This is a genomic window from Bacillus sp. H1a (genome assembly GCF_000633475.1).
Classification (GTDB): Bacteria; Bacillota; Bacilli; order Bacillales; family Bacillaceae_G; genus Bacillus_A; species Bacillus_A paramycoides.
The window spans coordinates 54005-71618 of the sequence record NZ_AYMH01000010.1 but is presented as its reverse complement, the minus strand read 5'-3'; the positions used below and the strand labels follow the sequence as shown (position 1 = coordinate 71618).

Genomic DNA, 17614 nt, shown 5'->3' with positions numbered 1-17614 from the left:
TGCCAATAGTGAAAAAACATTATTGTTGTAAACTAATCTGAAAACAGCAGTCAAACATTCAAGGGGGGTAATGGGGACATGAAAGGCCGCGAGTATACGTTTCGTAAGTGGCACTCATTAATGGGGGTCATCCCGGTTGGTGTCTTTTTGACGCAACATTTAGTAGTAAACAACTTTGCAACAAGAGGAGCAGAGGCTTTTAACAAAGCTGCAGGCTTTATGGAGCTCCTTCCATTCCGGTATGCGCTAGAAATTTTCATCATCTTTTTACCTATACTGTACCATGCTATATATGGCTTATATATTGCATTTACAGCTAAGAACAATGCGGTATCTTACGGTTATTTCCGTAACTGGATGTTCGTCTTCCAACGAATTTCAGGTATCGTTACGCTGATATTTATTTCTTGGCACGTCTGGGAAACTCGTATTCAAGCAATGTTAGGTAAAGAGGTAAACTATGATATGATGGCAGATATTTTAAGCAATCCAGCTATGTTTGCATTCTACTTAGTTGGTGTTGTTTCAACTATTTTCCACTTTGCAAATGGACTATGGACATTCTGCATAAGCTGGGGAATTACAGTATCTCCACGTTCACAAAGAATCTCTACTTATGTAACATTAGCTATTTTCTTAGGTCTATCTTATGTAGGTGTGAGTGCATTATTAGCGTTCATCGATCCACAGCTAGCAAACCAGTAAGGAGTGGGAGAGCATGAAAGGGAAACTTATAGTAGTCGGCGGTGGCTTGGCTGGCTTAATGGCAACGATTAAAGCGGCAGAAGCAGGAGTAAATGTTGAACTATTTTCTTTAGTACCAGTAAAACGTTCACATTCTGTATGTGCCCAAGGTGGAATTAACGGTGCCGTAAATACGAAAGGTGAAGGGGATTCTCCATGGATCCACTTTGACGATACAATTTATGGTGGGGACTTCTTAGCGAACCAACCACCAGTTAAAGCGATGTGTGAAGCTGCACCTGGTATTATTCATTTAATGGACCGCATGGGTGTTATGTTCAACCGTACGGAAGAAGGACTTCTTGATTTCCGTCGTTTTGGTGGAACACAACATCACCGTACAGCATTTGCTGGCGCAACAACTGGTCAACAATTACTATACGCATTAGATGAGCAAGTACGTCGCCATGAAGTAGCAGGACTTGTAACGAAATATGAAGGTTGGGATTTCTTACGAGCTGTTGTGGATGACGAAGGTGTGTGCCGAGGAATCGTTGCACAAGACTTACAAACTATGGAGATTAAAAGTTTCCAAGCTGATGCCGTGATTATGGCAACAGGGGGCCCTGGTATCATCTTCGGGAAATCAACGAACTCCATTATTAATACAGGTACAGCAGCATCTGCTGTATATCAACAAGGTGCATATTATGCGAACGGTGAGTTCATTCAAATCCATCCAACTGCAATTCCTGGAGACGATAAGTTACGTCTTATGAGTGAATCTGCACGTGGTGAAGGTGGGCGTGTTTGGACATATAAAGATGGTAAGCCGTGGTACTTCTTAGAAGAAAAATATCCAGCTTACGGAAACCTTGTACCTCGTGATATTGCAACGCGTGAAATCTTTGATGTTTGCGTAGAGCAAAAACTAGGTATTAACGGTGAAAACATGGTATATCTAGATCTTTCTCATAAAGATCCAAAAGAACTAGATATTAAACTTGGTGGAATTATTGAAATCTATGAGAAATTTACAGGTGATGATCCTCGTAAACTACCAATGAAAATCTTCCCAGCGGTTCACTATTCAATGGGCGGATTATGGGTGGATTATAAGCAGATGACAAGTATTCCAGGTTTATTTGCAGCAGGTGAGTGTGATTATTCTATGCACGGTGGTAACCGTCTAGGTGCGAACTCACTATTATCAGCAATCTACGGTGGTATGGTAGCAGGACCGAATGCAATTGAGTATATGAAAGGTCTTTCTAAATCATCTGATGCTGTGTCATCTACTGTATATGAGCAAAATGAATTAATCGAAACAGAGAAATTTAACAATATTTTAACGCTTGATGGTAACGAAAATGCATATGTTCTTCATAAAGAGCTTGGAGAATGGATGACAGATAACGTTACAGTAGTTCGTGAAAATAAAAAACTATTAGAAACAGATGCGAAAATTGAAGAGTTAATGGCTCGTTACAAACGCATAAACATTAACGATACAGCAAGATGGAGTAACCAAGGTGCTTCATTTACACGCCAACTTGCAAATATGTTTGAGCTAGCGCGTGTTATTACAATTGGGGCATACAACCGTAATGAAAGCCGCGGAGCGCATTATAAACCAGAATTCCCAAATCGTGATGATGCGAACTTCTTAAAAACTACGATGGCAAAATTTGAAGGAGAAGGAAATGCACCAGCATTCCATTACGAAGACGTGGATGTTTCATTGATTAAACCACGTAAACGTGACTATTCTTCAAAACATGATGTAGCTGCTAAGGGTGAAGAGAAGGGGGATAAACAACATGTCTGAGAAAACAATCCGCCTCATCATTACGAGACAAGATGGACCAGATGCACAAGAGTTTGAACAAGAGTTTGAAATTCCGTATCGTCCTAATATGAATATTATTTCGGCGCTTATGGAAATTCGTCGTAATCCTGTTGACTCAAAAGGAAACCAAACAACTCCGGTTGCATGGGATATGAACTGTTTAGAGGAAGTATGTGGAGCATGTTCGATGGTGATTAACGGAAAACCACGTCAATCATGTACAGCTCTTATTGACCAATTAGAACAACCAATTCGCTTAAAGCCAATGAAGACATTCCCAGTTGTACGTGATTTACAAGTTGACCGTAGTCGTATGTTTAACGCGCTAAAACGTGTTAAAGCTTGGATTCCAATCGACGGTACGTATGACCTTGGACCAGGTCCAAGAATGCCAGAGAAAAAGCGTCAATGGGCGTATGAGCTTTCAAAATGTATGACATGTGGTGTTTGCCTAGAGTCATGTCCGAACGTAAATAGTAAATCTGACTTTATTGGACCAGCACCGCTTTCACAAGCGCGTTTATTCAACTCGCATCCAACTGGTGAAATGCATAAAGCAGATCGCTTACGTGCAATTATGGGTGATGGAGGACTTGCAAACTGTGGTAACTCTCAAAACTGTGTGCAATCATGTCCGAAAGGTATTCCATTAACAACTTCAATTGCAGCATTAAACCGTGATACAACAATTCAATCGTTCAAAGATTTCTTTGGTAGCGACAATAACTATTAATAAATATTGCCTCTTCATTTTGAAGAGGCAATATTTATAGCTTGTTTTTTCTGTTTATTCTGTGTATTTATAAAAGAAAAGGAGAGGGAACAATGAAGAGAATTTCTTATATTGAAGACTTTGAGCAGTGGGAAAGTGGTTTTTCATTTTATAATCCTGTTAAAGTTCGTTTTGGTGAAGTAGATATGTTTGGTCATGTGAATAACGTTGTTGCTTTTACATATTTTGAAGAAGCACGTATCGCATTGTTTAAAGAACTTGGATTTATGCAAGAATGGACACATGAATCTTCAGAAACGATGATAGTCGTCGCAGATCTACAATGCAATTTCATAAAACAAATTTATTTTGATGAGCAGTTGAAAGTATATGTAAAGGCAGGAGCGGTGGGGAATTCTTCTTTAGATTTACATTATATGGTCAAAAATGCAAAGGAAGAAGTTTGTTTAGTTGGGCGTGGAACAATGGTGCAAGCATCGAAAAAAACTGGAAGAGGCGAACCATGGCCTGAAGAATGGAAGAAGAAATTGCTACTTTAATATAGAAAAGAGAAAATAAGAGAGCAATTAGCTCTCTTATTTTTTGTCCTCCATCGCCTCTTCTAATGTTAGATGGTGCTTATATATGTATGTGGCGTATGGATTACCAACGTAGCGCAAGTGCCACGGTTCATATGCATACTCTGTTGTCTTTGTTTTATCCTCTAAATAACGAATGACAAATCCGAACTCATGGGCATGTTCTGCAACCCATTTTCCCTCTGCAGTCTCTCCGAAGATTGGTTCTAATTGGAATTTAGCAGATTTTGAGCTAATATCCATTGCTAGACCAGTTTGATGCTCACTTGTTCCAGGAATTGCACTTACTGAATCAGCTTCAGCTTTTCCTTGGCGTTTAATATATGTGTTATGTAGTGATTGTTGGCGTTTGTAAGAACGGTAGCCTGAAACTGCTGTAAGTTCTAAGCCTTCCTCTTTCGCCGCTTGGAACATTTTTTCGAGCGCGTCTGAAGCATCTTTACGAAGTAATGTTTTCTCCTTATCTTTTGGACTAGTAAATGGTACGTTCGGTTTAGTTAAATCTTCTGGAATGTACCCATCTGGTAATTTACGATGTTTATTGACCAATACAAGATCAGAATCTGGATTTGTTACAACGGAAAAATTATCATCTAGTTTCTTTGCATTATGATCAGCTTTTGGAAAAGCAGGAATCTCTTCTTTTTGATGGTTATTATGTTTTTGACTTTCGACAGCTTTCGCCTCATTCTGTAGTGGTGATTTAGAACCGAAGTAAGCGAAAGAGGTGATACCGATTACAATAGTAGCGGCAGAAATAATTACTATTTTTTTCATGATACCCTGTAATCACAGTCCTTTCTTAATAAAATTTGTAGCATTATTTATTATAAATCTAGTTTGTTGAAAAAGAAATATAAGAGTCGTAACGTAATAGAAATGCAAAGAAAATGTCAGAAAATGTGTGAAATTGTAGAATTTTTTCACATAATTCATTTCTTATCTTTCATGAAATTCATTTTTTATGTAATATATATGTATAAGAAGATGTAACGATTATCGAGAATAAAGGACTTCTTGTATAGACTAGGAGTGAATGAGAATGGATTTTGCAACAATTATTGGGCTCATTTTAGGATTTGTAGCGGTAGTAGTAGGGATGTTCGTCAAGGGCGCTGACGTAACAGCCTTATTGAATCCTGCCGCAGCATTAATTATTTTTATCGGTACATTTGCCGCAGTTTGTATTGCATTTCCGATGAATCAACTTAAGAGGGTTCCAAAATTATTTAAAGTTCTTTTTGGTTCAAATAAAAAAGATTTAAGTTATGAACAGTTGCTAGAATTATTTGTTCATTGGACATCTGAGAGTAGAAAATATGGTATTTTGTCTTTAGAGCAACAATTAGATAAAATTGAAGATGAATTTCTTTTGCGTGGTATGAAATTTGTTATTGATGGCGTATCTGCGGAAGATTTAGAACAAATTTTAGAAGCCGAATTAGAAGCAATTGAAGAGAGGCATGCAAAAGGTGCTGCTATTTTTTCGCAAGCTGGTACATATGCACCTACATTAGGGGTTTTAGGTGCTGTTATTGGTCTTGTAGCTGCACTTGGAAATTTAACTGATATTGAGAAGCTAGGGCATGCTATTTCAGGTGCGTTTATTGCAACGATTTTCGGTATTTTTTCAGGTTATGTGTTATGGCATCCATTTGCAAATAAACTAAAGCAAAAGTCTGCCGCTGAATTAGAGAAGAAACGTTTAATTATTGATTGTTTATTAATGTTACAAGAAGGTACATATCCATTTATTATGAAAAACCGCATTTTAGGTGCGCTTTCTGCGACTGAGCGTAAGAAGCTAGAAAAAGGAGCGGAGAAAAATGCGGAGTAAGAAAAATAGAAGAGGTAAAAAGAAAAAACACGATGAGCATATTGATGAAACTTGGTTAATTCCGTATTCTGATATGCTAACGTTGTTGTTTGCGCTGTTTATTGTTTTATTTGCAATGAGTAGTATAGATGCTGCGAAATTTAAACAGATGGCAGTAGCTTTTCGCAGTGAACTAGCAGGTGGAACAGGAAATAAAGAGTTTTTAAGTGATCAAAAACCGAAGAAAGAAAAGGAATTATCGGCAAGTAGTTTGGAATCTGAGAATATAAAAAAAAATGCTGAAGCTAAAGTGAAGCAGCAAGAAATGAATGAATTAAAAGCAGTACAACAAAGTATTGACAAGTATATTGCTGAGAATCAATTATCTTCTTCTTTTAAAACTGATTTAACAGAAAAAGGGTTAATGGTAACGATATTAGAAAATGTCCTATTTGATTCAGGAAAAGCGGATGTGAAGTTGGAATCGTTAGGGATTGCAAAAGAGATGTCTAATCTACTTGTTTCGGCATCACCTCGTGAAATCACAGTATCTGGTCATACAGATACTGTTCCTATCGCAAATGCTCAGTTTGCATCAAACTGGGAGTTAAGTACACAGCGTGCAGTAAATTTTATGCAGGTATTACTTCAAAATAAAGAATTGCAACCAGAAAAATTTAGTGCAATTGGTTACGGAGAATACCGTCCAATTGCAGCAAATGATACACCAGAAGGAAAAGCAAAAAATAGACGTGTAGAAGTATTTATTTTACCTTTAACAAGAAATATGCAATAAAAGAGGATGGCGAAAGCCATCCTCTTTTATTTTGCATCAAATGATTTTAAGTTATCACGACGAATTTTATCTTTTTCTGCATCTGATTTTTTGAAATCATAGTCATATAAAGCGCCTTCCCAATCACCATACATTGGATTAGGGAAAATGATGAATTTCTCACCAAATTGTGCTTTTGATTCTTCTACTGTTTGATTGCGATCTTTTACAGATTTTCCATCAAAACCAGTGAAATCAGATAAGTTATCACCGAAGAATAGGACAATATCATGTGTTTGAGAAACAAGTTCACGGCGTTTTTCTTTTCCTTTTTCTTTCGGGTCTTGTAGTAATATGTGTTCTTTCGTTGCTTGAGGAGCACCTACGCGCTCGAGATTTTTAATTGTTGCATCTAGTTGATTCGTTTTACGATTTGAGATGTAGTAAATATCTACACCTTTAGACTCTGTATATTTTAAGAAATCAATCGCGCCTGGAAGGGCTTCAGCTTCAGCCTTATTAATCCAATCGTCCCATTTATAAGGGTAGCCTTTTCCTGTTTTTACGCTCATTGCTTGATGAGGACTGTTATCTAAAACAGTTTCATCTAAATCAAGTACGATAGCAGGTTTTTTGTTTGTACCTTTTGCAAGAGCTGCATCAAGCTTCAATTGACCAATATTGTATCCTTGGTAGTACAGCGCTTTCGTTTCGCCAGCTGTTTGATACCATAAATCAGCCATCAATTGCTGGTCTGTTAATTTTACTTTTTCTTCTTTTGCCACTGTTTTCTCAGCTGTTCCTGAACATGCTACAAGCGATGTGGAAAGAACGGCTACAGATAATAAAGTGGTAATACCCCTCTTCATCTTCATATGTATCCTCCTTGATGTTAGAAAATCAATTAATATTATATATTAAAATATAATATTTTTTGCATTTTTTTTTATGAACATTTACATATTGTCTTTTGTATATATAGTAGTTTGTCCTATAGTAGATAAGATGCATAAAAAAGATGCGATAAAGACTAAGTAGCTGAAGAAAAGGAATGTATGTAAGAAGATGGAATAAGGTTACTATATGTTGTTTTTTAAACAATCATATTATGAAAGCGAGAATGCTATTGAAGGGGAGGATATATACATTGAGTTTACAAATTCAAAACTTAACGAAACTATTTGGAGAATCAAAAGCAGTTAATGGTTTGCAAATCTCGTTACCAAAAGGTGAAGTGTTAGGGTTACTTGGCCGAAATGGTGCAGGGAAAACAACGACGATTAAAATGTTACTAGGGTTATTAACGCCAAATGAAGGTTCTATTACGTGGGATGGAAAAGAATTTGGTAAAAGCGGGGTAACGATTGGATATTTACCAGAAGAAAGAGGATTATATACAAAAAGTAGAGTAATAGATCAACTACGTTATTTTGGTAGATTAGAAGGAATGACGAAGAAAGAAGTGGATCTTGCAATTGATCACTGGTTAGAGCGATTAGCAATCCCAGAATATAAATTCAAAACAGCGGGAGAACTTTCGAAAGGAAACCAGCAAAAAATTCAATTAATTGCTGCTCTTCTTCATGATCCAGAGCTTCTTATTTTAGATGAACCATTTAGTGGACTTGATCCAGTTAATGCTGGGATGCTAGCTAGTATTATTGAAGAACAAGTACAAAGGGGAAAGACAATTATTTTATCAAGTCATCGTATGGAGCAAGTAGAAGCTTTTTGCCAGCATGTATGTATTTTGAAAAAAGGTGAAGCGGTCGTAGAAGGTCAATTAAGTGATATAAAGAAAGAATATGGTTTTCGTAATTTAACGGTTGAAGATACAGTAGAGAATGAAAAAGGGCTCGAAGTTATAGATGTTCCGTATGAAAAACAACAAGGCCTTCTTTATGTGAAAATACAAGAAGATGCAGAAGCTCTAAAGATTTTGCAACAGTTGCAAGAACAAGGTGTTAGCTTACGACAATTTAAAATGTTAGAGCCGACATTAAACGAAATCTTTGTAGAGAGGGCGAAATAAAGATGCGTAAATTTTCTCATGTATTTTCATTTTATTTTAGGGAAGCGTTTTTATCTAAAAAATCATTAATTACAAGTGCGATTTTATTTTTAGTTGTGTTTGGTATTTTTGCATTTAATCATTTCACTTCAGGTGGAGATAAAAATAAGGATAAAGATAAAATTGCAGTTGTGACAGAGAGTTCCACGTATAAAATACAAAAAGAAGAGTTAGATAAGTTATTACCATCAGCAAAAATAACGGTTGGTTCAAAGGCTGATTTTGATAAACTGCATAAGCAAGTAGAAGAAGGCGATTTAGATGGTCTATTCCATGTGACGGAGAAGAATGGAGCCCCATCGGTTACATATATGTATAATGGATTCCCAAGCCAAGCAACTTCTGCAATTATGGCGGGGTATTTAAAACAACAATATACAATGGTGACGATTGCAAAAAATAATGTTTCGCCGGAAATTGCACAGCAATTACAAGCAGAAATTCAAGTAAAGCAAGAAGCGATAAAAGACCGTACGTCTTCTTTCGGAATTGCGTATTTCTTTACATTTGCTTTGTATATGTTTATTGTTGCTTTCGGGAATACAATCGCAATGAATATTGCATCTGAAAAGGCGTCACGCGTAATGGAAGTGATGCTTCCGAAAGTAAAACCTCTTACGATGATGTATGCGAAAATCTTAGCGGTTGTTTCAACGGCGTTACTACAACTTGTAATACTGGCGTGTGGTTATCTTATTCCTTATTTGTTAGGTTGGGTCGACTTAGAAAGTGCCTCATTATTTGGGATTCCAATTGACTTTACAAAATTAGATGCAAAAGTTATAAGTATGTTTCTTGTTTATTTCATTACGGGATATTTACTTTATGCGATGATGTACGCTGCGGCTGGAGCTGTTGTGTCTAAGACAGAGGATTTACAAGCTGTATCTTTCCCGGTAATGATTTTGATTATGGCTGCATTCTTCATTAGTATTAAATCATTAAGTGATCCGAATAGTACTATTGTCGTTGTAAGTTCGTATGTTCCGTTTTTCACGCCGATGGTTACCTTCTCGCGTATTGTAGCTGGTGAAGCAGGTATGTTAGAAATTACGATAACATTAGTAGTTTTATTGGCGACAATTGGTATATTAAATGTTATTACAAGTCGTATTTATGTAAACGGTGTAATGAATTACTCCGACAAAGTGAAATTTAAAGATTTAGCGAAATTTATAAAGCGTCAATAAGGAGAGAAAAGCATGATTTTCTAGTGGAATCATGCTTTTTCTTTATGTATAAATTAAAAATAGTATATAATAATAAGAGTTGTCTTTTAATAGAATGAATAAAAAGGAGGGTGTGCAGATGGGAATTAGTAGTCGTTTTACAGTAGGTGTTCATATGTTAACGTTACTTGCAATAGATCGAAACTCTCGCTGTACCTCTGAATGGATTGCTGGTAGTGTGAATACAAATCCAGTTGTGATTCGTCGCATTACAGGAATGTTGAAGAGAGCAGGATTTGTTGATGTACAAGCTGGTAAAGGTGGTACGACACTTGCTCGTGATTTAGATGAAATTACATTACTTGATGTATATAAAGCTGTGGAAGTTGTAGAAGAAGGACACCTATTTTCTTTCCATGAAAATCCCAACATTGAATGTCCAGTAGGAGCTAATATTCAATCGGTATTAGAAATTATTTTAATGCAAGCGCAAGAAGCGATGGAAAACGTACTTGAAAATGTAACGGTGCAGCAATTAGTTACAAATTTAAAGTCCAAGATTAAAGAATAAAAAAAGCGAGCCTTCTCATGAAGAGGGCTCGCCTTTTTTATTCGGAAATATTGAAAATTCTATTTTTCAGTATTTAAAATAAACTTTCCTACAACAGCTGCTACGATACCACCAAGAATTGGTGCAACGATGAATACCCATAGTTGAGAAATTGCTTCTCCGCCAGCGAATAAAGCTGGTGCGATACTACGAGCTGGGTTAACAGATGTTCCAGTTAACGGGATACCTAATAAGTGAATTAATACTAACGTGAAACCAATTACTAGTCCAGCTAAAGAAGAACTTCCTTTTTTACCTGTTACAGCAACGATAACTAAAACAAATACGAAAGTTAAAATGAATTCAACTAAAAATGCTCCAGATAAACCAAGAGTTCCAAAACTATTTTGTCCTAAATTATCTAAAGGTAATTTAGCAGATCGTAAAATTGTTACCAACGTTGCAGTTCCTAATAAACCACCTAAAATTTGAGCTAATAAATAATAGCTAAGTTCCATAGCGTTCATTCTTTTGTTGATGAACATAGCGATTGATACTGCTGGGTTAATATGACATCCAGAAATTGTTCCAATGCTATATGCCATAGCCACGATAGATAATCCGAAAGCCATAGCGATACCTAATGTTCCAATTCCTTCAATTCCGCCGCCAATGACAGCTACTCCAGTTCCAAATAGTACAAGTACAAATGTACCAATAAATTCAGCAATTGCTTTTTTTAACATAATTTACCTCCTATTAATGCACATGAAACGTATTATAACATAGGTTTTAGTATAAATAGCTAATGAAATTCTATTCTGATAAATCTGAATAGGGGGACAGTAAAAAAGCATGATTCTATAAAGAAGAATCATGCTTTTTTTATGCTAATTTTTTCTGTTTAACGACTGGAACAGAACGGTTTAAAACACTATTTACGACCATGCCTAGCATGATAATAATCATCCCAATTAGTGACAGACCACCAGGAAATGAACCATTTAAGAAAATAATCTCACCGAGCACGGTAAAGACCATCGTTCCAGCTTGTGTTGCTTCAACAGCTCCAAGTAAACCAAGATTGTCTTTTGCTAAGTCAGTAGCAAAGAAAAATGTCATCGTCGCAATAACTCCGGAACATAATGCTAACAAAAACCCTTGCAGCATTTGACTTGATGATGGAATACCAGTAGTGGAAAATCCGTATATACCAAGTAAAATTGTAATAGGGAGACTTCCGATCGCCATTCCTAATACACGTTGGAATGTATCAAGACGCCCGCCAACAAGTTCCATCATTTTTCGGTTACCGAAGGGATATAAGAAAGCTGCTAAAACGACGGGTAAAAAACCAGAAATGAACTGAGTCATTGTAATATGACCCGCTGCAGTAGCTTGCATACAAATTACACCAAGTAAAATAAATAATGCTACATATAAACTGCGCAGTGGAATTTTTCCGCGTACAAGTTTTGTACCAGACTTTGTTTCTATTTTAATGAAAAATAATGGTGATAAAAGTAAACCTGCTAATATCGTAACTTGCCAAGTTCCAGCAACGAGCCAAGCTGGAGAAAAAACAGCTGCGAAACTTAATAAAGAATAGAAGCCGATGCCAGCGACGGAGCCCCACCCAATCCATGCAAATGGATGTTTCTTTAACTCTGCCCATAAAGCTCCTAAGTTTTTGCGAAATAAAACGATAAGGAATAAAATAGGGAGAGCAAATAGAAAACGGAAGGAAGCAGTCCAAGCCCAGCTTGTTCCAGATACATTCATTGCTCTGTTAATAATAAAGGTTGCAGAAAAAAAGGCCGATGATAAAAGACCTAGTAATATTGCGCGCATGAAGTATAACACTCCTTTCGGAATTAAATAATTATGTATAGTATACTATACTTTAATTTAATAAAAGTAAACTATTTTATATTTTAAGGTGGTTTTATAGATGAAAGAAAATGAGGACATGCAAACGAAAGAAGTCATTCAGCAAGTAGGTCAGCTATTAAGACAAATTCGAAATGAACAAAAATTAAGTTTAGAAGATTTAGCCCAAAAGACAGGTGTTAGTAAATTAACGCTAGGAAAGATTGAAAGAGGTGAAACGAATCCAACATTAGCTGTCATTTGGAAAATTACGAAAGGGTTATCAATCCCTTTATCGAGATTGATGGTTGTTGGAGAGCCTGTAGCCGTTGCACGCTGCGGAGAAGGGTTTGCAGTAGATGTAGGACAAGCGTGGCACTTAGAAACAATGTTCCGTTACACGAAAGAAACGGGGATGGAAATGCACCGGGCTTGTTTAAGAGCGCATAGTATATATGAGCCTGAAGCTCATCATGAAGGAGCAATTGAGCTTGTAACGGTAATGAAAGGGAAAGTTTCTATTCAAGTTGAGAATGATGTGTATGAGCTAAATGAGTTTGATTCCATTCAATTTGAAGCGAATAAGAAACATAGTTATAAAAATGAAGAGGATGAAGTGGCGGTATTGCATTTAACGATGAAATATTCTTCATAAAAAAATCACCTATAGAATTCTATAGGTGACTTTTTTATATGCACTGCTAAAGTATATTGAACGATGTTATTAGTACGAACGTGGCATGAGTAATAAACAAATGAGATAAACTAAAAACCCTGTTCCAAAACATAGAACGGCAATAAGCCAGATGATCCGAATGAGAGTAGCGCTAATATCAAAATATTCGCCTAAACCTCCGCATACACCAAATAACATTTTGTCAGTTTCAGATTTACATAATTTCTTCGACATATAATGATCCTCCCCTTTTTATATCATCATTGTGAAAATTTTATGTGTGCGTATGTACTTTTATTCTATATGGGAATTTATGGGGGGACCATTTGATTATATTATTTTTTTCAAAGAGGTTCATAGTTTGTTAATTGTCTTAATTTTCAGTTGATATTAAAATGAAAATGAGGGTGTGACATATTTTCTAATATAAGGTGGGGAAATGGTAATGACATTGTATTGGTTGACTAATGTAAAGCTTGAAACAGGTTATACATATGAAGAAGCGAAAATTTCACAAACGGAAACAGAGATATACAGTCTTCTTATTGAAGATGGCATAATTAAAAAAATTATATCGGGAATCGTTCAAGAGGAAGGAACTTTAACTTTTGATGCTAATCGTTTATTAGTTTTACCAGCTTTCGAAGAGATGCATATTCATATCGATAAAACGTATTATAGTGGGCCTTGGAAAGCTTGCATGCCAGCAGAAAATATTTTTACACGTTTTAATGAAGAAGAAACGATTTTGCCAAAGCAATTAGCAACTGCTCAACATAGGGCGGAAAATATGTTAGAGTTACTGCTCCGAAATGGCGCAACGAATATTAGAACGCATTGTAATGTTGATCCAATTATTGGACTTCGTAATTTGGAAGCAACATTAGCGGCTTTAGAAACATATAAAGATCGGTTGTCTGGTAGAATAGTTGCATTTCCGCAACATGGATTATTGCGCAGTAATTCTGTACAGCTTGTGAAAGATGCAATGCGTATGGGCGCACAATTAGTTGGCGGAGTGGACCCAGCTACTGTAGATAATGACATCGAAAAATCATTACATACAATTATGGATATTGCAGTGGAGTTTAATGCGGATGTGGACATCCATCTGCATGATGCAAATAACCTTGGAACGTTTACGATGAAGAGATTGGCGAGCCTAACAGAGGAAGCAGGATGGCAAGGGCGTGTAACGATTAGCCATGCACTTGGACTTGGAGGCGTTACTGATAAAGAAGCTGAAGAAGTGGCAGAAAGATTAGCGGCATTAAAGATCGATATTACTTCAACTGTTCCAATTGGTAAACAAGTAATCCCAATTCCATTATTAGATCGAAAAGGAGTTAAAGTTTCATTAGGAAATGATAGTATTACAGATCATTGGTCTCCGTTTGGAACGGGGGATATGCTTCAAAAAGCGAATCGATTGGCGGAACGGTTTGGTTGGAGTGATGAAAGATCTTTAGGAAAAGCTCTTCGTTTTATTACAGGAGGGAAAGAAACGTTAAATAATGAAGGGGAGCGAGTGTGGCCTAATGTAGGGGATGAGGCAAGTTTTGTTTTAACGAATGCAACATGTGTCGCTGAAGCAGTAGCTCGTCAAGCGGAGAAGTGTGTAGTTATGTATAAGGGGAATGTCGTTATGGGGAATTTAGATCAAGTGAAATTAGATAATCTTGTATAGAAGAATCGTTTAGACGTTTTGAGAAGGGGGCTTATTTGCATGTGTGCTACTAGTTGTTATGTCGCTGTTTTCAAGTATTATCCGCTACCTAGCATCTCTGCCATCCGCGGTCGCATCTGCAGTTTTAATGGCTTCGTTCGTACAGTTCATTGGAATTGGGTTTCATAACATAAAAAAATACAACTTAGCGAAAAGAATGTAACGATTTTAGGAGTTGCGGTATTATTTGGCTGCGGCGTTATGTTTTTACCGTCTGGAGCACTCCAATCATTGCCTTCTGTTATGCAAAATATATTCGGTAATGGTTTGTTTGTAGGTACCGTTGTAAGTATATTGCTAGAACAAATATGGCGTACGGAGAAGTAAATGTATAAAACGAGTGCATAAACAGTATAAAAGTCTAAAATAACATAAGAAATAAAGCCCATTTTCATTCACCACCTGCACATTTCGTTCATACAATATCTTGACTAAATAAACACCCAACTTACACATACACAGCTCTGGCTTAAGCAAGGAGGGTTATACCAGTTGAAGGAAAAAGCGTATCAATCTAAACCTTTACTCACAAAGAGAGAGAGAGAAGTATTTGAATTACTGGTTCAAGATAAAACGACGAAGGAAATTGCAGGTGAACTTTTTATAAGTGAAAAAACAGTGCGCAACCACATATCAAATGCAATGCAAAAGCTAGGGGTTAAAGGACGTTCACAAGCAGTTGTTGAGCTTCTTCGTATGGGAGAACTCGAACTATAATAGAAGAAGCCGACTTTTATAAAAAGAGTCGGCTATTTTTCTGTTTATATTTTGAAATGAACTATTGAAGTGGGAAAAGGTTTTTGAACTTAAAAAGCAGGTATCTCAGATTTTGAGATAGAAGATATGTTATAGAAGAAGCCGACTTTTATAAAAAGAGTCGGTTATTTTTCTGTCTTGCAAATTATGAAAAAAAGGAGCAAAATAAAAAAGGTCCTGGTCTATACAGGTACAAATGAAAAATTTTATACAGGGGCATTTTAAGTTAGCGAACTTAAAGTGTGTAAAATATACTGATAAACATAAAATAAGATGATGAATGAGAAAACGGGTGATTAAGTTGAATAGAGCGATCGGTGTCATTGATTCAGGAGTAGGTGGATTAACAGTAGCGAAGGAATTAATTCGTCAGTTACCTAAAGAACGTATTATATATTTAGGGGATACAGCGCGATGCCCTTATGGTCCGCGTTCTCGTGAAGAAGTGCGTAAATTCACGTGGGAAATGACAGAACATTTGTTAGAACTAAACATCAAAATGTTAGTTATTGCATGTAATACAGCAACTGCGGTTGTGTTAGAAGAAATGCAAAAACAATTACCAATTCCAGTAGTTGGAGTTATTCATCCTGGATCACGTACAGCTTTAAAAATGACAAATACGTATCATGTTGGGATTATTGGAACGATTGGCACTGTGAAAAGTGGTGCATATGAAGAGGCGCTAAAGTCTATTAATAACCGTGTTATGGTAGAAAGTTTAGCGTGCCCGCCTTTCGTAGAACTTGTAGAGAGCGGAAATTTCGAAAGTGAAATGGCATATGAAGTTGTAAGAGAAACATTGCAACCGTTGAAAAGTACTGATATTGATACCCTAATTTTAGGGTGTACACATTATCCTATTTTAGGTCCTGTTATTAAAAAGGTAATGGGAGATCAAGTACAATTAATTAGTTCGGGTGATGAAACAGCACGTGAAGTAAGTACGATCCTATACCATAGTAAGATGCTAAATGAGGGAGAAGAACAAAGTGACCACCTCTTCTTAACAACTGGTAAAATAGGTTTGTTTAAAGAAATCGCTTCAAAATGGTTCGGTCAGCCGATTGAAAATGTGAAGCATATTAATTTAGAAACAGAATAATAGTAGATTCATATAAGAGAACTCCTGAGAAATCAGGGGTTTTTTCTGTATAAGTAGCCATAGCTTGTTCTAAAACATGAAACAGCTCGTATACATAATAGTACAAACTTAGATTTTAGGGGGGAATGGCATGCCTAAATCCACTTTTAAATGGGTTGTTGGTGCTACTATGAGTGCAATTTTATTAACAGGGTGTGGCTTTTTAAATCAGGAGAAAGCGACAGAGCAAATTGATCCGCCGAAAAAAGTTACGTATACAGAAGGTGAAAAGAAAGAAACGGCTAAAAAAGATAAACAAGGGCAAACAGTAAATAGAGAGTTATACCTCGTTGATAAAAATGGGTATGTTGTACCGCAAACCATTGCAATGCCTACTCCGAAAGCGAATGAAGTTGTACAGCAAACGTTAGAATATCTTGTGAAAGATGGACCAGTCACAAATTTATTGCCGAATGGATTTCGAGCAGTTCTCCCAGCAAATACAACGATGACCCTAGATTTGAAGAAAGATGGGACAGCGGTAATTGATTTCTCTAAAGAAATGAAAAACTATGCAAAAGAAGAAGAACGTCAAATTGTTGAATCAGTAGCGTGGACTTTGACGCAATTTAAAGAGATAAAACAAGTGCAGTTCCAAATAAATGGTGAGAAGTTAGCGAAGATGCCTGTAGCGGGTACGCCACTTGGTGAAGGTGTGAGCCGTGCAAATGGAATTAACTTTGATGATGAACAAGTAGCAGATGTAACGAATACAAAACCCGTTACACTTTATTTTATGGCGCAAAGTAATAAGAAACAATACTACGTACCAGTAACACGCCGCGTTGCAGATGGGAAAGAGAATGATTATTCGACAATTGTGAATGAGCTTGTAAAAGGTCCGATTCAAGGTTCGCTACTAAATGATTTTAATCCAGGGGTTAAGCTTATTACGAATCCAAAAGTAGAGAACGGAAATATTACATTAAACTTTAATGAAAATATATTTGCGAATCAAGACAAAAATATGATTTCAAATTACGTACTGAAATCGTTAGTATTATCTTTAACGGAAAAACAAGGTGTAAAAAATGTTTCTATTGAAGTGAATGGTAAAGCGAATCTTATGGATGAGAAAGGTGAAAAATTAATAAAACCTGTTGATCGTCCACAAAACGTGAATACAGGTAGTTTTTAATCGTGAATAATTTGATATAATTATGTAAGAAAGGGGAATTGCTTTTTGAGTTCCCCTTCTTTTATTGTTATACATATCAT

19 protein-coding genes and 1 pseudogene are annotated in these 17614 nt (G+C 36.4%); 15 read left to right on the top strand and 5 right to left on the bottom strand.

Annotated elements, in window-relative coordinates:
• Positions 1-78 precede the first annotated feature (78 nt).
• The 4 genes from sdhC to U860_RS0104265 all read left to right on the top strand — a co-directional run bounded on the left by sdhC (position 79) and on the right by U860_RS0104265 (position 3805).
• Positions 79-705 carry a succinate dehydrogenase cytochrome B558 gene (gene sdhC, locus U860_RS0104280; protein WP_000678360.1) on the top strand — a complete coding sequence of 209 codons (627 nt, stop codon included), beginning with the start codon at positions 79-81 and terminating at the stop codon, positions 703-705.
• Between the two features lie 13 nt (positions 706-718).
• Entirely contained in the window at positions 719-2512 is a 1794-nt protein-coding gene (gene sdhA / locus U860_RS0104275) for a succinate dehydrogenase flavoprotein subunit (RefSeq protein WP_000676747.1), read from the top strand.
• On the top strand, positions 2505-3266 hold the full coding sequence (gene sdhB / locus U860_RS0104270) for a succinate dehydrogenase iron-sulfur subunit (RefSeq protein ID WP_025147524.1): 762 nt from the start codon (positions 2505-2507) through the stop codon (positions 3264-3266). Before sdhA ends, sdhB begins: the two co-directional genes overlap by 8 nt.
• 92 nt (positions 3267-3358) lie before the next feature.
• Positions 3359-3805 carry a thioesterase family protein gene (locus tag U860_RS0104265; protein WP_025147523.1) on the top strand — a complete coding sequence of 149 codons (447 nt, stop codon included), beginning with the start codon at positions 3359-3361 and terminating at the stop codon, positions 3803-3805.
• Positions 3806-3841: 36 nt separating this feature from the next.
• On the opposite strand, the gene U860_RS0104260 is transcribed toward U860_RS0104265, so the two are convergent.
• Positions 3842-4621, bottom strand: coding sequence for a M15 family metallopeptidase (locus tag U860_RS0104260; protein ID WP_025147522.1), 780 nt, complete (start codon positions 4619-4621; stop codon positions 3842-3844).
• A 265-nt stretch (positions 4622-4886) separates the two neighbouring features.
• Here U860_RS0104260 and motA point away from each other — a divergent pair, with 265 nt between their 5' ends.
• Together motA and motB are read left to right on the top strand one after the other, a co-directional pair.
• Positions 4887-5681, top strand: a complete 795-nt coding sequence (motA, locus tag U860_RS0104255; protein WP_025147521.1) for a flagellar motor stator protein MotA — start codon at positions 4887-4889, stop codon at positions 5679-5681.
• A complete protein-coding gene (gene motB / locus U860_RS0104250) occupies positions 5671-6456 on the top strand; it encodes a flagellar motor protein MotB (protein WP_025147520.1) in 786 nt (261 codons plus the stop codon). Before motA ends, motB begins: the two co-directional genes overlap by 11 nt.
• 26 nt (positions 6457-6482) lie before the next feature.
• On the opposite strand, the gene U860_RS0104245 is transcribed toward motB, so the two are convergent.
• Positions 6483-7310, bottom strand: a complete 828-nt coding sequence (locus tag U860_RS0104245; RefSeq protein ID WP_025147519.1) for a 5'-nucleotidase, lipoprotein e(P4) family — start codon at positions 7308-7310, stop codon at positions 6483-6485.
• A gap of 272 nt (positions 7311-7582) precedes the next feature.
• Between U860_RS0104245 and U860_RS0104240 the strand changes: the two genes are divergently transcribed.
• From U860_RS0104240 to U860_RS0104230, 3 genes are all read left to right on the top strand, one after another.
• Complete coding sequence (locus U860_RS0104240; RefSeq protein ID WP_025147518.1) at positions 7583-8467, top strand: ATP-binding cassette domain-containing protein; 885 nt, start codon at positions 7583-7585, stop codon at positions 8465-8467.
• Between the two features lie 2 nt (positions 8468-8469).
• Positions 8470-9696 (top strand): ABC transporter permease, encoded by a 1227-nt coding sequence (locus tag U860_RS0104235; RefSeq protein ID WP_025147517.1) that lies wholly within the window; start codon positions 8470-8472, stop codon positions 9694-9696.
• A 118-nt stretch (positions 9697-9814) separates the two neighbouring features.
• Positions 9815-10246, top strand: coding sequence for an Rrf2 family transcriptional regulator (locus tag U860_RS0104230; RefSeq protein ID WP_025147516.1), 432 nt, complete (start codon positions 9815-9817; stop codon positions 10244-10246).
• Between the two features lie 59 nt (positions 10247-10305).
• On the opposite strand, the gene U860_RS0104225 is transcribed toward U860_RS0104230, so the two are convergent.
• A complete protein-coding gene (locus U860_RS0104225; RefSeq protein WP_002015331.1) occupies positions 10306-10971 on the bottom strand; it encodes an aquaporin in 666 nt (221 codons plus the stop codon).
• Between the two features lie 139 nt (positions 10972-11110).
• The gene (locus tag U860_RS0104220; RefSeq protein ID WP_025147515.1) at positions 11111-12076 is read right to left on the bottom strand and encodes a multidrug resistance efflux transporter family protein; all 966 of its coding nucleotides are present in this window, start codon (positions 12074-12076) and stop codon (positions 11111-11113) included.
• 100 nt (positions 12077-12176) lie between these two features.
• Between U860_RS0104220 and U860_RS0104215 the strand changes: the two genes are divergently transcribed.
• Positions 12177-12749 carry an XRE family transcriptional regulator gene (locus tag U860_RS0104215; protein ID WP_002173651.1) on the top strand — a complete coding sequence of 191 codons (573 nt, stop codon included), beginning with the start codon at positions 12177-12179 and terminating at the stop codon, positions 12747-12749.
• 69 nt (positions 12750-12818) lie between these two features.
• Here U860_RS0104215 and U860_RS0104210 read toward each other — a convergent pair whose 3' ends face one another.
• Entirely contained in the window at positions 12819-13004 is a 186-nt protein-coding gene (locus U860_RS0104210) for a PspC domain-containing protein (protein WP_002173650.1), read from the bottom strand.
• Between the two features lie 211 nt (positions 13005-13215).
• Between U860_RS0104210 and U860_RS0104205 the strand changes: the two genes are divergently transcribed.
• The 5 genes and pseudogenes from U860_RS0104205 to U860_RS0104185 all read left to right on the top strand — a co-directional run bounded on the left by U860_RS0104205 (position 13216) and on the right by U860_RS0104185 (position 17534).
• Positions 13216-14457, top strand: coding sequence for an amidohydrolase family protein (locus tag U860_RS0104205; protein WP_025147514.1), 1242 nt, complete (start codon positions 13216-13218; stop codon positions 14455-14457).
• Between the two features lie 37 nt (positions 14458-14494).
• Positions 14495-14823: pseudogene (locus tag U860_RS32710) on the top strand (purine/pyrimidine permease); the annotation flags it as partial.
• A 165-nt stretch (positions 14824-14988) separates the two neighbouring features.
• The gene (gene gerE, locus U860_RS0104195) at positions 14989-15213 is read left to right on the top strand and encodes a spore germination transcription factor GerE (protein ID WP_000659484.1); all 225 of its coding nucleotides are present in this window, start codon (positions 14989-14991) and stop codon (positions 15211-15213) included.
• Between the two features lie 331 nt (positions 15214-15544).
• A complete protein-coding gene (gene racE / locus U860_RS0104190) occupies positions 15545-16357 on the top strand; it encodes a glutamate racemase (RefSeq protein WP_002173646.1) in 813 nt (270 codons plus the stop codon).
• A 130-nt stretch (positions 16358-16487) separates the two neighbouring features.
• Positions 16488-17534, top strand: coding sequence for a GerMN domain-containing protein (locus tag U860_RS0104185; RefSeq protein WP_025147512.1), 1047 nt, complete (start codon positions 16488-16490; stop codon positions 17532-17534).
• The last annotated feature ends 80 nt before the right edge of the window (positions 17535-17614 follow it).

Bases quoted from the DNA above. Each gene is read 5' to 3' on its own strand.
- sdhC (WP_000678360.1), top strand. From the start codon at position 79: ATGAAAGGCCGCGAGTATACGTTTCGTAAGTGGCACTCATTAATGGGG.
- sdhA (WP_000676747.1), top strand. From the start codon at position 719: ATGAAAGGGAAACTTATAGTAGTCGGCGGTGGCTTGGCTGGCTTAATG.
- sdhB (WP_025147524.1), top strand. From the start codon at position 2,505: ATGTCTGAGAAAACAATCCGCCTCATCATTACGAGACAAGATGGACCA.
- U860_RS0104265 (WP_025147523.1), top strand. From the start codon at position 3,359: ATGAAGAGAATTTCTTATATTGAAGACTTTGAGCAGTGGGAAAGTGGT.
- U860_RS0104260 (WP_025147522.1), bottom strand. From the start codon at position 4,621: ATGAAAAAAATAGTAATTATTTCTGCCGCTACTATTGTAATCGGTATC.
- motA (WP_025147521.1), top strand. From the start codon at position 4,887: ATGGATTTTGCAACAATTATTGGGCTCATTTTAGGATTTGTAGCGGTA.
- motB (WP_025147520.1), top strand. From the start codon at position 5,671: ATGCGGAGTAAGAAAAATAGAAGAGGTAAAAAGAAAAAACACGATGAG.
- U860_RS0104245 (WP_025147519.1), bottom strand. From the start codon at position 7,310: ATGAAGATGAAGAGGGGTATTACCACTTTATTATCTGTAGCCGTTCTT.
- U860_RS0104235 (WP_025147517.1), top strand. From the start codon at position 8,470: ATGCGTAAATTTTCTCATGTATTTTCATTTTATTTTAGGGAAGCGTTT.
- U860_RS0104230 (WP_025147516.1), top strand. From the start codon at position 9,815: ATGGGAATTAGTAGTCGTTTTACAGTAGGTGTTCATATGTTAACGTTA.
- U860_RS0104225 (WP_002015331.1), bottom strand. From the start codon at position 10,971: ATGTTAAAAAAAGCAATTGCTGAATTTATTGGTACATTTGTACTTGTA.
- U860_RS0104220 (WP_025147515.1), bottom strand. From the start codon at position 12,076: ATGCGCGCAATATTACTAGGTCTTTTATCATCGGCCTTTTTTTCTGCA.
- U860_RS0104215 (WP_002173651.1), top strand. From the start codon at position 12,177: ATGAAAGAAAATGAGGACATGCAAACGAAAGAAGTCATTCAGCAAGTA.
- U860_RS0104210 (WP_002173650.1), bottom strand. From the start codon at position 13,004: ATGTCGAAGAAATTATGTAAATCTGAAACTGACAAAATGTTATTTGGT.
- U860_RS0104205 (WP_025147514.1), top strand. From the start codon at position 13,216: ATGACATTGTATTGGTTGACTAATGTAAAGCTTGAAACAGGTTATACA.
- U860_RS0104185 (WP_025147512.1), top strand. From the start codon at position 16,488: ATGCCTAAATCCACTTTTAAATGGGTTGTTGGTGCTACTATGAGTGCA.